The organism is Thalassotalea montiporae (assembly GCF_053485855.1).
Window position 1 is genome coordinate 1 of sequence record NZ_JBQRUO010000006.1, and the last position, 15,052, is coordinate 15,052.

Annotated in this window: 13 protein-coding genes, 1 tRNA gene and 1 rRNA gene; 4 read left to right on the forward strand and 11 right to left on the reverse strand. The window is 40.0% G+C overall.

The features are described from left to right. Positions 1 to 87, forward strand: a 5S ribosomal RNA gene (rrf, locus tag ACSLUR_RS15380); the annotation flags it as partial. Positions 88 to 942: 855 nt separating this feature from the next. On the opposite strand, the gene ACSLUR_RS15385 is transcribed toward rrf, so the two are convergent. From ACSLUR_RS15385 to ACSLUR_RS15435, 11 genes are all read right to left on the reverse strand, one after another. Continuing rightward, on the reverse strand, positions 943 to 3,033 hold the full coding sequence (locus tag ACSLUR_RS15385; protein ID WP_448556014.1) for a YncE family protein: 2,091 nt from the start codon (positions 3,031 to 3,033) through the stop codon (positions 943 to 945). 1,441 nt (positions 3,034 to 4,474) lie between these two features. Then, complete coding sequence (locus ACSLUR_RS15390) at positions 4,475 to 4,690, reverse strand: hypothetical protein (RefSeq protein ID WP_448556016.1); 216 nt, start codon at positions 4,688 to 4,690, stop codon at positions 4,475 to 4,477. Between the two features lies 1 nt (position 4,691). Next, a complete protein-coding gene (locus ACSLUR_RS15395) occupies positions 4,692 to 4,955 on the reverse strand; it encodes a hypothetical protein (RefSeq protein ID WP_448556018.1) in 264 nt (87 codons plus the stop codon). Positions 4,956 to 5,181: 226 nt separating this feature from the next. Next, on the reverse strand, positions 5,182 to 5,598 hold the full coding sequence (locus tag ACSLUR_RS15400; RefSeq protein ID WP_448556020.1) for a hypothetical protein: 417 nt from the start codon (positions 5,596 to 5,598) through the stop codon (positions 5,182 to 5,184). Positions 5,599 to 5,612: 14 nt separating this feature from the next. Further along, on the reverse strand, positions 5,613 to 5,915 hold the full coding sequence (locus ACSLUR_RS15405; RefSeq protein ID WP_448556022.1) for a helix-turn-helix domain-containing protein: 303 nt from the start codon (positions 5,913 to 5,915) through the stop codon (positions 5,613 to 5,615). 10 nt (positions 5,916 to 5,925) lie between these two features. Next, positions 5,926 to 6,192 carry a helix-turn-helix transcriptional regulator gene (locus ACSLUR_RS15410; protein WP_448556024.1) on the reverse strand — a complete coding sequence of 89 codons (267 nt, stop codon included), beginning with the start codon at positions 6,190 to 6,192 and terminating at the stop codon, positions 5,926 to 5,928. Positions 6,193 to 6,306: 114 nt separating this feature from the next. After that, a complete protein-coding gene (locus tag ACSLUR_RS15415; protein ID WP_448556026.1) occupies positions 6,307 to 7,167 on the reverse strand; it encodes a DUF6387 family protein in 861 nt (286 codons plus the stop codon). Between the two features lie 15 nt (positions 7,168 to 7,182). Continuing rightward, complete coding sequence (locus ACSLUR_RS15420) at positions 7,183 to 8,430, reverse strand: integrase domain-containing protein (protein ID WP_448556028.1); 1,248 nt, start codon at positions 8,428 to 8,430, stop codon at positions 7,183 to 7,185. Between the two features lie 164 nt (positions 8,431 to 8,594). Then, positions 8,595 to 8,671 (reverse strand) — tRNA-Ile (locus tag ACSLUR_RS15425). 198 nt (positions 8,672 to 8,869) lie between these two features. Beyond that, entirely contained in the window at positions 8,870 to 10,435 is a 1,566-nt protein-coding gene (locus tag ACSLUR_RS15430; RefSeq protein WP_448556030.1) for a sensor histidine kinase, read from the reverse strand. Next, on the reverse strand, positions 10,399 to 10,950 hold the full coding sequence (locus tag ACSLUR_RS15435) for a heme NO-binding domain-containing protein (RefSeq protein WP_448556032.1): 552 nt from the start codon (positions 10,948 to 10,950) through the stop codon (positions 10,399 to 10,401). The genes ACSLUR_RS15430 and ACSLUR_RS15435 overlap by 37 nt, the downstream gene beginning before the upstream one ends. Positions 10,951 to 11,365: 415 nt before the next feature. On the opposite strand from ACSLUR_RS15435, the gene ACSLUR_RS15440 reads away from it, so the two are divergent. From ACSLUR_RS15440 to ACSLUR_RS15450, 3 genes are all read left to right on the forward strand, one after another. After that, positions 11,366 to 13,432 carry an LruC domain-containing protein gene (locus tag ACSLUR_RS15440; RefSeq protein ID WP_448556034.1) on the forward strand — a complete coding sequence of 689 codons (2,067 nt, stop codon included), beginning with the start codon at positions 11,366 to 11,368 and terminating at the stop codon, positions 13,430 to 13,432. Positions 13,433 to 13,537: 105 nt separating this feature from the next. Continuing rightward, the gene (locus ACSLUR_RS15445) at positions 13,538 to 14,176 is read left to right on the forward strand and encodes a hypothetical protein (RefSeq protein ID WP_448556036.1); all 639 of its coding nucleotides are present in this window, start codon (positions 13,538 to 13,540) and stop codon (positions 14,174 to 14,176) included. 399 nt (positions 14,177 to 14,575) lie between these two features. Then, complete coding sequence (locus tag ACSLUR_RS15450) at positions 14,576 to 15,052, forward strand: hypothetical protein (RefSeq protein ID WP_448556038.1); 477 nt, start codon at positions 14,576 to 14,578, stop codon at positions 15,050 to 15,052.

The following is a 15,052-nucleotide window of genomic DNA, read 5'->3' on the forward strand; positions in this document are numbered from 1 at the left end:
CTGACCCCATGCCGAACTCAGAAGTGAAATGCAACTGCGCCGATGGTAGTGTGGGAGGTCCCATGTGAGAGTAGGTCATCGCTAGGCACTTAATTAAGAAAAGCCCCTGTCTTATGACAGGGGCTTTTTCGTATAGGATACTTAAAAAACCTAAGTGACAATAGCGTTGTAGAACTACCTTGCGCGATCCGAAAGGTGGTAAGCAGGATGCCTAGAATAAAGTAGGTCATTACTAGGCATTTATTAAGAAAGCCCTTGTCTGACGACAGTGTTTTTTTTACGTCTAGAGACTTTAAAACAAAGCCACTAGCATAGCTAATCACAAGAACTGTTACTTTGATGAAAGTGAACCTAATTAAGCTACTGCTTAAGGTTTCATTACTAAATACTTTTTCACAAATATTGAGAGGGAGCACCTAGAACAAGGTGGTTACGGTGAGAATCCCAAGCTTGCAGCGCAACGAGCAGATGCATAGGGACATGTCGGTGTATTCGTCAATTTCAGTAAATTGGTTGAGCTAGCGTAACTGTGTGGCGTGAACTCCCGCGACTTAAACAAAGCTTCACTAAAGACTCCTTGTTAGAAAAAGCTCGGCTAGTCGCTGATGGTAATCGTTGGAATGACTATATAAGCTATGAGCGGCGTGTTTGCACTACACAAGGAACAATCAATCAAAATTACTTATGATGTTTCAGTCAATATCGAAACAGGTGAGTGAAAACAGAATAAATATAGTGATGGTTGTATTAAAACGGTGAAAGGCATACTTTACCAATGCCAAAAGATAGTCCTGCGCTTTTTCAGTTCGATAAGAGAAAGAGCAAACGCAGTTTGCTCTAACTCGATGCTTCAATATAACTCTGCATGAAAGTAGGTTTAAAACTTATTCAGCCAAATAAAATGGGCAAAAATTACGCATAGTGCATTATAGGTTAGCACTCTCATAATCTAATCTGTATTGTTGCAAACTTATTACTATTGAATAAAAGTACCATTGAAAGCCCGTCAGCAGAATAAACGGCTTCTCTAAGGTCCTCGCCAATTAAGTCATCATATTGGTTTAAGTTAAGTTGGGTAGTCATACCGTCAATGGAAAATTTAAATAATTTTTTATCTTCATTATCGTATTTCAATGATAGTAGGTGGCTATCCTCTGACCAATATAGGTTTGTGTTAGATATGTTTGATATGATTGGTGGTTCGAATTGACTTAGTATTTCACCTGACACAGTATCAACAAGTGAAATGCTATTTCCATTTTTAACAGCTACTAATTTCCCGTTAGGATGAACACTAAAATGTTGAACATCATTTCCAACAAGCTCACTGCTTCGTGTACTTTTGGTGTCATCAAATCCCAAAGTATTTTGTAATTTACTATACCTAACAATACCGCATGTTAAATTATTATTTTCAGTAATTTCCCCTGAAAAGTCATTCGAACTATAGCAATAGTTACTATCTTTTCTATCAAACTTAACGTTGAACTTTGTTAAGTTTTCAAAATACCCTAAGTTTGTACCGTCAAAGGAGTCATATGCCAATAATTCATCTGTAGAACTGCTATAGTTCTCACTAAACAATGTGTCTTTTCCTAGCGGGCTAATGATTTTAGCAATGTCCCAGTTTAAACTTATATTATACCACTTACTGATAACTTGATTAGTGAATAGGTTTACTACACTAATGTGCTCACCGATAGAGCCATCTGAAGTCTCTGATACATGAAGGATGTACAAATATTCACCAGATGGAGATATTGCAATATCATCAATACCTCTTCTAATACCATCAACCTCAATTGTTGCGGCAATAGAGCCTGTGTAATAATTGATCGCTTCAATTTGGAGTTCTCCACTCTTTTCTTTTGTAAAATATAAGAATGGCCTCAATGGATCACTGTTTAATGAAGTTGTATATGTATAATCACCATGCATGGAAATTTCAGGTTGCTCACTATCACTAACCCATAAACCTACATTTACTATTTGAACGTTATTTATTCTATCGTCATCTGATGAAATACTTACCTTTGCATAATGCATCGTGCCTGTTTTCAGGTTATCAGGCTGAGCTTCGATTTTAAGAGAATTTTCTGAATTATCTGATTTTGTTATTTGTAACCAATCTACATTTGTTTTTGCTTTCCAGCTAAATGATTCACTACCTGTTATTTCGTATATGCTGAGCTCTTGTGTCAATTTCCCTGATGATTTAAATTTAGTCAGTGCTACACTTTGCTGGGACACTTGTAGAAGTTTAGGGGATATTAGAATTTTAGTAGGAACACTTAGTGTTAAATCATGTCCATTTAACTCGGCGATTACATCTATTGTACCTGAGTGCTCACCTGGTGGGAGGTTTGAATTCTCGCTTAACATTAATCCGAAGTCTATGGCTGTATGGCTTTCACTATGAACTCTATTAGCTAGTTTAGCATGCTTTAACGTTCCATCTGTGAAGTCTGACTTAATACGAATATTTGTAGGCTCCAAACTTGTAAACAGAGTAAGTAACGCAGGAGACGTTTCTGAATTTAGCATTTCATCAATGATTAATGAGTCTTGAGATAATTTAATAAAGCGAGATGGTGGAGTCGCTATATTATATTTTACATTGATAAAGGCTGGGCTCCCGGCAATGTGAGAATTGCATTGCTGGTCGTTGCAGGCGCGAATTTCAATTGTATCAGTATGTAGGCCAGGTCCAAGTTCAGAGTGGCTTCCTGGAACAATTTCTAGCGAACCTGAGTTATTACCAACACTCAACTTTGTGGCTTGTGCATTGACTACTCCCTTATCACTGAGCACAGCACTTAAATATAATGTGCCTTCTTTAAAATTGCTGACATTACCGCTAACTCGTTCACTAATAAGGCTTGGGGATACCATAAACGTAGCGTCAAAGTTAACTTCATTTTTAGATAGTGACAAAAAAGCATTTGGATTCGAATTGTCTGTCCCCCCTCCGCCACAGCCAGTTAACATAAAAAATAAAATAAAGTTTAGTAAAAAGTAATGAACTTTTTTCATTGAAGACATCCTTGTAGTTAGTTTACTAAAATAAGTTTTATGTACTATCAATGTTGCTGATAGCATATTGGAATCAATACTATCTACCATTAGCCCAGTTGTAAACTTTTGATAATATAAGGAAATATGAATGACTCACTCCCAAGGGCGAGTTTTAAAGTCCTATGTGCGGCGTTATTGACTTTGACTAGGGGGCAACCATTTTCTGCAATCAATGCCTTGCCGCTAATCCTTTTAACTTTCGCTGAATTACGAATCCTTTATTTCAATTGGTATTAAAAATACATCGAGAGATTAGCTCTCATAACCCTGATTGTTATAAAGTTAACAAAAATTATTTCGATGAATAGCAAGAGGTAAAGCGTGAAGGTAGGAAAATTTCAGTATTTAATATCAACGAAAGAATAAGCTGTATTTCTAAGATTAGTCCCATTGGGTGAGCAATTTTTGCTTTAGTGGTCAGTGTAAAATGGCTAAAACGAACAATTTATTCATTGATGCACAATTTTCAGGGGAGGCTATTTAAATGGTGGCCCTCCCAGACTTGAAACGGATAGTTAAGTCTTTGAATGTATAGCGTTAATAATTTCTAGGTGCGCCATAGTACTACTTCTTGTACTTCTAAAGTAAAAAGTCATATGCTCTTTTCTGTACGGACAATAATCCAGTATTAATAACCAAATATGGTTATAGCTTGATTACATCGTAATCATAACTAAGTGCCATTACATCAAAGATGATTTAATTCGCTACCATGAATTTTCTAATTTCGCGGGTGGAGAAATTTCCCTAGGGCGGCGGTACTGCAATAAATCATCCTAGAGATTTAGCTACCCCCTCCCTATAAGCACATCAATTTCATGTGGCCAGCGTTACCTACGCTAAAAAAAGTTCTAGAGTTGCGGCCGTGTGTAATAGGCTAGGGCGGCGGTACTGATAAGATTGTCTGTAGACATTTACTGCCCCCTCCCCAATAAGCCATGGCACTACCTTTTGATAAATTAGTGATTTAATTCATAAGTGCTTAGCAATATGCTAGCTCAATTAGTCTTTTTTATGGACTCGCAAAACTAATTTATAGCTTACAGTCAGCCCTTTTTTATGGGCTCCGAAAACTCCCCATTGTGATAACAGATTTACGGTATTGCTCAGCGTATCGTACTTAAAAAAACCTGTGGTTTTTCTAAAGCCTGTAAAAATTTTACACCCTGTAATTTTTTACCACGGGTGCATAAACTCCGTTGTGGAGAACGACCAATATTTCGCTAAGCTAATATCGAGTTTCGATGGCGTTTGACTTGTGTCACAGCTTTTTGAATGTCTAGTTTTGTGAGGTTTAGTCGGTGCTGACTAATACAGTAGTCAGTTCTGACTTTTTGAAATAGCTAGGGAAAGCGAGTTAGCTTAGAGGGGATAAAAAGGTCACTAATGTGACCTTGGGTTATTTAACTTTGAGAGCTTTACTCAGCCGCTCACTGGAGCTCTCTATTTGCAATGTGCTTTCGTAAATGATGCCAAGAATAGCTGACATATCCTCAACCAGCATACCTCCGTGGTTGTCATCAAATGATAAAGAGTTTACCAGTGCTTTGATTCGGTTCTTGTGCAGGTCTAAGTTATCTATCGCATCTATAAAATCACTGTTATTAACTTCCATATTACGCGCTCCCTTTTTCATGATTGATTGGCTCGTTTCTTCCGCTTTCAGTTTTCACTTCAAAAACTTTTGATAGTATTTGATCTAACTCTTTGCCTGCACTTTCGACTGTCAACATTTGCTGTACTATGGGCTCTAGTTCAGCAGCTGAATATGCTGTTAATTCACCGATTAGCTTATTGAACTGCTTGGAAGCAAATTCGATTCGCTCTATTGATTCGTAAATTTTAGTTTCATTATTATCAAGTACTGATTCAACTGACACTTTTGTTTCTCCTTTTTGAGCGTCGATTTATCAAATAGCCATTTTTTTATAGCAGGTACTATATGGCATATATATATAAGGACTTTCATTTTGAAAGCCGTAGACTAGTCAAAACAGCTCTGACGGCTCTCGTTTTGAAAGCCGTCAGGATAGGGCTAAATATTTTCGGCTCTCGTTTTGAAAGCCGTCAGCGCGTTTCGGCTCCCATTTTGAAAGCCGAGAAAATTCAATCTCCGCTTATGTTGTGTTTATCCCAATAGGATCTTAGCGGCGCATTTGTGCCTTTAAGCTGGTGTTTTGGTGTACCATCATCATAAAAAACTTCATCGAGCGACAACCAGTTAAGAGCATAAAGCGAACATAACCTTACGCCTTTTTTAGCAATGCCTTTACGAACCTCGGTAACAATACGCCTTTCAATTAAGCTAACTTTGCCTCGGTTAATTGTTGATTCGGAGTTAAACCCTCGTTGCTTTAGTACCGTCCAAGCAAGGGTTAAGTCACCGTTATTTTTACCGTTGTACTGAAACACCAATTCTATTAGCAAGGACTTAGCAATATTGCTTAGCGCTCTGTAATCTGCGCTTACCAGCACACTATGAGGTATGGCAGCAAAGCGCCTGCTTTTGCTTCTCTTTGCCATCTGGCGGCCTCCTATTAGGCCGCATCGTCAAATGGCTTGCTCGAACTAAGCACGTACTTGGCTATTCGGTGTTTTTTGCCATCAGGAGTCGCACAGTTAACCCAAACCGTATTAATATTGTGTCCTCGCTCCCGTAGCTCTAATACTCTTGGCGCTGGTGACAAAATATGTAATTCGTTACGTATGTCTAATGTTGTTGCCGAGCCGTTGCGCTGCAAATAATCTAGTATTTGCGCTCGTTGGCTAGCTGAACTAACATCGTTAATGACCTTGATATGGTGAGTGCCGTTGTCGTTGGCGGCCTTGTCATTTCTCATGAACGCCCCCTTAAGCACACATCAACTGTTGACGTTGTTCTGTTAAACTTTGCACTAGCTCTTTTAATTGCTCACTTGTTGCGCCAGCTATTAAAGCACCGTTTAACTTATCTACTTCATGCTCAGGCCAACCAATGCTATGAGCTCCTAAATTAACTGGTTTAGTCAATAAACCATCTTTAATTTGGCGATATAAAGTAGTTCTTGATACACCTCTTTTAGTAGCTACTTCGCTAATGCGTATAATTCTTAAATTTTCGTTATTGCTTGTTGTCATGTGAAACCTCTTGCTGTTGTTTGACATGACATAAACTACGTATAAAAACGTTAGAAAAAATATATATAAACTTTAGTAAATTAAACGTAGATGTTTTGCATTCATAAAATTCTACTAACTAATATGAAAGTAATTTGAACTAATAAATCTGCGAGCCATAGGGAGTATAGTCTGTTTCAATTCTGTTTCTCCTTTCTCTCCTTTTGGAAAAAGGACACTTGTTAATACTCTCAGTGGGATTTTTTTCTGTTCTATTTGGGCCCACATTAATAGGTCTAGTAACGGAATTATTTTGTAAGAGGGGACTTTGTCATAGTCTAGCCTTCTCGAAAAGTAGTTATTTTTCGGCTCTTCAATATCTAAAGACTTTCTCCATAAAGGGAGCATTTTTTTAATTTCTTGTATTATTACTTTATCTGTAGCGTTGTATAAGTCTATGTTTATGTTAATAGAGCCTGACTGTGTGAAGAGTAAATCCTTATTACTAAGATCAATATCGCCACAATAGCTTGTTACAGGAAAGGATAATCCGTCATCACTTGTTTTAACAAGGCCAGCTTCGAGCAATCGAGATATATAGTGTTGAACATAGCTATTTGATACCCCTCTAATAAATAGTGACGAGGGTAAAGTTAACTTCTTTGCATAGCCTGCCATAGATTCACTTTCTGGTAGGGTTATTGGATAACAAAATTTGTCTATTATTACTTGGCCTGTTTTTATCTGCTTCCAACGTTGATTAAGAATGTAATCAGAAAATAGTATTTCTCCCCTTTCTTCAATTAAAACTTTAGAACCATAAAATTTATCTAAATCGATAAACCGTAACTGGTAATGTATGTCTTCCCTATAAACTAACTGATCTTTTATTTCGTTAGCTGAAAGTTGATTAATGTATTTGTAGTTTTCTAATTTAAACCACTTAGGTAAATCATCAATGTCCTTTATTTTTCCCATATCACTACGCTCCAGCATTTTTCATTCCTTTGACTAACTGTTTACTATTGCTAAACCTTTTTGGTTCATTGCTGGCGTATATGAGCCTCTCTTCGCATTCTCTATATGATTAGACCACCAAATCATCATTGCTCGCCTACGCTCTATATACTCTGCTCGGTTATACGCTCTTCTGACTTCGTTCTTATCTATATGAGCCAAGGCCGCCTCTATCACATCAGGATCAAAGCTCTGTTCGTTTAAAGTAGTGCTTGCCAAAGCTCTTAAACCATGAGAAACAAGCTCACCAGCAAAGCCCATACGCTTAATTGCCATATTGGCGCTTTGACTATTGATATGGTCTCTTGGATTTCGATGACCAGGAAACAAATAATCACTAGCTCCACGAATAGTAATTAAGAAATTTAGTAACTCTAAAGTTTGCTCTGTTAGAGGGATTGTATGGGGCTTTTTCATCTTCATGCGTTCTGCGGGGATAACCCAGACTTTGTTTTCTAGGTCTATATCTTCCCACTTGGCTGTAGCTGCTTCGATAGGGCGAGTCATGGTGTGTAATTGCCATTCAACCAAACATCGTGTTACTCGTTTTATACTGGCGTTATATAGGGCTGTCATAAACTCAGGCAATCTTTCCGGTTTAATTGTTGCCATGTTTTCCTTGTTCGGGGTAGCAAATAATTTTGTTAGGTCAGTAAGCGGATTTAACTCAATCGTGCCAGAAGCGACTGCTAAACGCATTATTTCATTAATATACCTACATAGCCTCTTAACCGTTTCTAAAGCCCCTTTAGCTTCAATAGGGCGAAGAATGTCGATAACTATCTTAGGCTTTATTTCATCTATTGGTGTTTGCTTAAGGTGGGGGAGGATATGTTTATCTAATGTTTGCCAGCCTTTTTGGGCTGTTTCTGTTTTAACATTATGTAGCTTCAGCTCTAACCATTTATCAGCATAACGACCAAACGTGTTTTCTAGTTGCTCAAGCTTTTGTTTGTGGGTCTTTTCTCTATGGTGCTTAGGGTCGATATCTTGAGCGAGCAATTGTCTAGCTGCTGCTTTACGTTTTCTAGCATTAGCTAAGCTAATTTCAGGGTAACTACCTAAACAAATTGATGTGCGTTTTTTGGTGTAAGGCCTGAAGTAATCTAATAACCAAGTCTTTGTGCCATTAGGGCGAACTCTTAATTGTAACCCTTCACCATCAGACAGTTTATAGGCAGTCTCTTTAGGCTTTGCTTGTTTTATTTCCGTATTTGTTAATGGGTTAGTTTTTCTAGCCATTTTAGTAGTACCCTGCAGCCCTGCATGATTCAGTACTACTTAAACTACTACTAAAATTATGAGATGTCACGGTATCGAATGATACAGCAAGTAGACTATGAGATTACTAATTTATTGATTTTATGAAAATTTGATACTGTATGGTGCAGTTTGATATACGGAAATGGTGGCCCCTCCCAGACTTGAACTGGGGACCTACCGATTATGAGTCGGGTGCTCTAACCAACTGAGCTAAAGGGCCATTTTTTTATTCTGCTTGGTGACTTAGAGTAAAGTCTCCGAAATAAGCGGGGGCAGTATAAGCATTTTTACTTTTATTGTCACCCGCGTGATAACAAAAAATTAGTGGATAGCATTCAATAGCTTAATTCTTGTTCATTTTATTGGCGGTCTTTCTTTATTGAAGGTTTAACTTTTGCAATTGCCTTTGAATAAAGTGCTAGCTACTTGCCATTAGATCCTTGTTCTCATGCGCATTCATTTGTGCTGATTGCTGCTCAGCGATTGGGAATTTCAGTTCAAAGCGCGTCCCTTTGCCTATTTCCGAGTGCACTGTTATTTTTCCTCTGTGATGTTCAATAATTGCATAGGATACAGATAAGCCTAGCCCAGTCCCTTTTCCTTCGGGTTTTGTTGTGTAAAAAGGTTCAAACAGTTTCTTTTGGGTCGTTTTATCCATACCGCAACCATTGTCAGTGACGCTGACGTTCACCGTATCTTGAAACCAAGAGCGAACGGTAATTTTGCCGCTATCTTCTATAGCGTGCAGTGCATTGACGATTAAGTTAATAAACACCTGTTGAAGCTCACCTTTATGCCCCATGATCTCTGGTAAATTCTGGTCGAGTTCAACCACCATTTCACACGTGTGTTTGATATTGTTCCAAGTGATTTTAATGCTTTCTTGTAGCACTTGATTGAGAGAGACCTTAGCGATTTTAGTGCTGTCTTCTTTGCGAGCAAATGAGTTTAGGCTACTGACAATTTCGGCAACGCGGTCAACACCATCCAAACATGAACTAATGAGCTCTGCTACGTCTTGCTCTGCGAAGTCTAACTCATCGTCTACCGCAATATGTGGTCTCGCTTCGTTAATCGCTTTTTTAAATAATGTAATGTAGTCGCTCAGCACCGATAGGTTGCTTTTCACGTAACCTATTGGGTTATTTATCTCGTGCGCGATACCTGCTGCAAGTTGGCCAATAGAAGCCATTTTTTCACTGTGGATCAGTTGGTGCTGCACTGAACTCAGTTTATGAACGGCACGTTGTAAGCGTTGATAGTTCTTGGCGAGCTTCTCTTCTGTTGCACGTTTTTGTATTGCGGAAACAAATTGCTGACCGGCAGTATCTAACGTTTGCTTTACCTCTTTGCTGTAGCAATAGTGCGGTAGGTCGATAACTACCACGTTTTTACGTTGTTTTAGTCGTTGGTAACTGAAAACCAATTGGTTTTCATGGTGAAATAAGTCGTGCAAGCTTGGCTCTAAAGAAGAGTTTTCAGCAATTCTTTGCCAATGGCTACTACCCGCTTCTGTAGATTCTAGCTCTTCATTAGTTTGTGAAGAATTTGCAGCTTGATTAAGTAAAGCAGTGATATCTATTCTATTGCTATATGGTTTGACGAGTTTATTGCTGTCTTTCTCTAATAAATAGGCAATGGCACGCTTTGGATTTTTATAGTCGAACAAGAGTACCGTTGCCCCTTCGAGTAGCAATGATATTTCCTTTAAGAAATTCACTAACATTTCTGCGGTTGAGCCTGAACTGGCATGATGGTTGGCAAGATTTGACAGTACCTTTAGCTGTACTTGACGGTTATTAGCTTGCTCAAGCGCACTGATCAGTTCTCGGTATGAGTCATACCTGTGCTGGTCCACGTTATCAAGTTTCGCCTCTAGTGCTTTTTTGGCGCTTCTTTCGTCTTTTAAGGCTTTTTCTAACAGTGAAACTTGTTTGGTTAGTTGGGCTAGCTTGGCTGCACTGTGGTCACTTTCATTAGGCAATGCTTGTCTCCTTGATGCGTGCAGCTTAAGTGCTCGATGGTTACTTTTTGATTGAAATGTTTGGCGGCGCCATAAATTAAGCCCTCAGCCAGAAAGCAAACCTGGCGATGAGAGGTGTACTTAATCAACAGTTCACTGTTGGAAACCGTATCGAGAATTAGTGAGGGGGTATAAGCGAGCGGATCGGCTTTTTTTACTTCGATATGAATAACGTTTTCAACGTGATCAAGAAATTCAAATACGTTAGTGCATTCACCAATATGATGTTTAGCGCTGCCTAGCAAGGTAGGAAACAAAAACTCGCCAAACTCGGTAAGAATGTCGCTAAGCGAAACATTGAGTAACTCAGCACTGATGGTGAGCAGTTCAACAAATATTTTATCTTCATAAATATCTGTCGCGATAAAGCTGCTGGATTGTGCTAATTCACTTCTATCAACGATATCTAACCAAGTAAGCAGACCGTGTGCTTGTTCAATATACTCGCTGTAACCACAGAAAATAGCTCCTTTCATCAAACGACTCCATTTCGCTTTCACATTAGCTCTGAGTTTAGTCTTTGTTTTTCAATCTGTTAACTTTTTTCGCTAAGTTTTTTGCGATGTTCTTTGTCAAGTTACCTTTGATTTTCCTCTTAAGTAAGACAAATGCTAAACCTAGCTTAGTTACTAAATGTCATTCCGATCGCAAAGCCTTGTGTGCCTAACCATTCCTTAAGTATTTATCGCACTGTAGACGCTATTCGTCTTGCATTGCAAATTGCGACATGCGCTTTGTAAAACTTCTCGTTAAACAGTTAAGTTACTGAATAATAAGTATAAAGTTATCTGGAATGTAATTTGCTCCTGTAGTGGTAACACATTGTAGAAGGGGTTAACTATGTTCAGAACAAGTTTGTCAAAGTATGGTTTGATACTGGGAACATTAATCATGAGTACCGGTTTATTGAGTGCTCCTGCAAAGGCTGATGCCTTTGCAACTTGTCCGTCAAAGGCGTTTCTTGTGCAGCAAAGTGTTGCCAAGCTTTATGGGGTTAACTTAGTGACTGGCCAGTATTCGTTGTTGTCTGATGATTTAGGCACCAATAACAAAATCAATGGAGTCGGTTTTAGCTTTCACGACAATTATATCTATGGCTGGGGCTATGAGTGGGGCACTTTAGTGCGCATCGGTGATGAATACCAAGCAACGCCAATCAATATAACAAATAACCCTGGCGGGAATTTTTATGTTGGCGATGTCGCACTAAGTGAAAACAGTTACTTTTTCTATAAAAAAGGTAGTGGCTTGTACAAGGTACCACTAGATGAACAAGATGCTAATTACTTAGTCGCAGAGAAAGTAGCGAGTGCCAGCGCGCTGTCGCTAACCATTTTCGATTTAGCCTTTCATCCAGACAACTCTTTTGCTTATTCGGTAGATAACAAAGGTAGACTACACAAAATTGATGTTGTTTCTGGCACCAGTGAACAACTGGGTAATGTTGGGCAGTCAGGCACGTTTGGCGCTGTTTACTTTGATGTTGATGGAAACTTTTACATTAGCCGCAACAGTGATGGTCACGTTTTTATTATTGATGTTGATGCAGCTGCCCCTCAAGCAGAATTATTTGCTTATGGTCCAAGCTCGTCAAACAACGATGGTGCGCGCTGTGCAACAGCACCAATTGTTGATGATTCAGTTGCTCCGACTGTCGATTACGGTGATGCGCCAGATAGCTATCGCACCTTGCTTGCTAGCAATGGTGCTCGTCACAGCATTGGCGGCAACTTTTTAGGCACTCGTGTTGATGGCGAACACAATGCCCACTTGTACCCAGCAAGTGATGATGCCACTGGTAGTAATGACGACGATGGTGTGGTGTTTATTACACCGCTAATTGGCGGTATGAGTGGCTTGTTGCAAGTGACTGCCACGGGTGGTGGCTACGTTAATATCTGGGTCGATTTTGATCAAGACGGTACCTTTGCCGAAAACGAAAAGCTACTTACCGATCACTATCTATACGACAGCAGCGAAACCTTTATAGTCGAGGCTCCTTTTGAGGCTGTGCCAGGGTACACATGGGCACGTGCTCGCTTGAGCGTTGAGCCGGGAATTGTCGCTTACGGCGGTGTTACCGACGGAGAGGTAGAAGACTACCGCGTGTACGTAACGAATCCGAACTTAAGTCAAATTAAGCACAACACTTACTTCATTGCTTTTGAAGACAACTGGCCGGAAATGGGTGACTACGACATGAACGATGTTGTGGTTAAACAAGACTCGTCGTTGCTAGTCAGTGGCACCAATGAAGTGCACCAACTTGAGATAACTGGTGAAATGATGGCGTACGGTGCGGCGTACGCGAATGGCTTTGCAATTCAAATTGATAATGTCGCGCCAAGCACCGTAAACCAAGCTCTAGTGCGCTTTGAAATCAACGGTGTTGCGCAAACCACATCACTGGTTGAAACAGGTACGGATTCGTTAGTACTAATGATATCTGACAATCTGAGTGATTATTTCAGCGCTCGCTCGGGCTGTAGTTTCTACAAAACGCAGTCAGGTTGTAACAATAGCGAGCAAATGAAGTTCAGCTTGCAAGTTCCTTTTATTACGCCAATTGCCTATGCGACCTTTCCGCAAGCGCCATTTAATCCCTTTGTGTTTGCTAAACCTGCTACCTATCACGGTGATTCGTTTTATCACCCAGGCCGCAGCATGGAAATTCACCTGAAAAACAAAATGCCAACGTCAAAAATGGATACCGGTTACTTTGGCTTAGCCTCAGATCGTAGTGATCTTGCCACGGGCCATACTTTTCAAACAGAAACCGGCCTGCCTTGGGCATTGGCGATTAACCCTGGCTCTTCACAAAATTGGCGCCATCCGCTGGAAAAAGTCGACTTGTTAGAGGCGTATCCAATGTTTAGAGACTACGTAACGAGCAGTGGCGCATCATCGAGTGACTGGTATCTAGAAAGCAAAGCCAAGTCTGCAAATGTCTACAAATAACGGTGCGTATCAATAGCAGTGCTTACAAATACCTGCACTTACTAAGACCTGTACTTATCAATACCAATACAGGTGAACCGTATTAAAGAAAAATTGGGGTAGATTATGAATACACAAAATTATTTAGCTAAGCCAAATCAATCGATTAAGCCTAATCAAGCTTTTATGACAAACCAAGTCTTTGTCCCAAATCAATTGGGCAAGCTGGTGTTAGCTGCTCTGTTTTCAGCAGCGCTAACGGCATGCGGTGGTGGTGGTGAAGGCGGCGAGAGTAGTAACTCGCCAGTTCCGGCAACTACGCCGCCTGCGCCAGCGACACCGAGCGACAATAATACCAGTAGCGATGCTAGTAACGAGCAAACTGAGGCAGAAGCTGCTAATGAAGCGGCGGACACAACTGCGGAGCTAGTGAGTACGCCTGATTTTGATTTTTCAGGTAGTTTTGAGCTTGATGTTACCATTGCTGCTGCCCCTGCTGGCAGTACGCAGTATTACGTTAACATTTGCAGCGACTTTGAGCAGATAGAGGCAAAAGAAGGTGCTCCAGCGAGTTGGCAAGTCAACTATGACAGCTGCTTATTGCGCACCTTTATTACCGGGCAAGCGCAAGTGTTCACCTTATCGTTAAGTGAGTCGCAAAGTGAATTAATCGCCCAAGTATGGCCGATGGAAAATGGCGCGATACCGACGGATTTGTTCTGGCAAAAACAATCACAAAACAATGAGTGGTTAATTACTCTTTAACTGATACGCTAAACCACAGCCTCGTCGCGGCTATTTTGTTAAGCATAAGATTAGGTCTACTGTTGGCGCTTAGACCTAATCTTCTTACCTACATCCATTTCCACAGCCTTTAGCTGACGCTGGATAAATTTCACTCGGCTACAAGTAAGCAGCTTAGGCTTTATTCCTATTCTGCTTTTATTGAAGACGCATTGCAAAATGCAAAATGCACTTGATTTTTAATTCTTACAATAATCGTGAATTCTTATTGAAAACTTATTAAAACTAATAAAAACAAATGCTTGTTGGTTTTATGTCTGTTTGGTACGCAACTTGAAATACTAATGCTAACCACAGGGGAAATAGCTTTTCCTCGTTAAATTGGAGTTAAAGGTTAGCAAGATGCAAGCAGTAAAAAGAATGACTTTAATCGCTATCGCAATGAGTGCCCAATTGGGGCTATCGGGCTGTGCATCTACTTTATTAATCAATGCGCTAAAGGAAGAAAAAACGACAGCTAACCAAGCGCCTGCAGTGAATCATCAAATGTTACATGCCATTCAATCACTGCGCGCATTGCAATCGAATCAACCATCAGAGCAATCATCAGATCAAGCGGCGCGCAAGAGCGAGCTTATTACCTTTGATTATGGCTTACGTGACGCAGAGTTGAATGTGGTTGACCGCTTAAAACTGATGCAGCTTTTAAATGGCAAGCAACAGCTAACTGTCAGTATTGCGCCAGCTAAAGCCAATTCTTTATGGCAGCAGCTATCGCTTACTCACAAACGCGTTGCAGCATTACAAGCCATCGCAGCACAGCGCAATACAAAGCTTGTCATCGCTTTTCAGCCATCGCTAGCTGATGACACCTTACAGATAAAGGTGGAGGTGTAA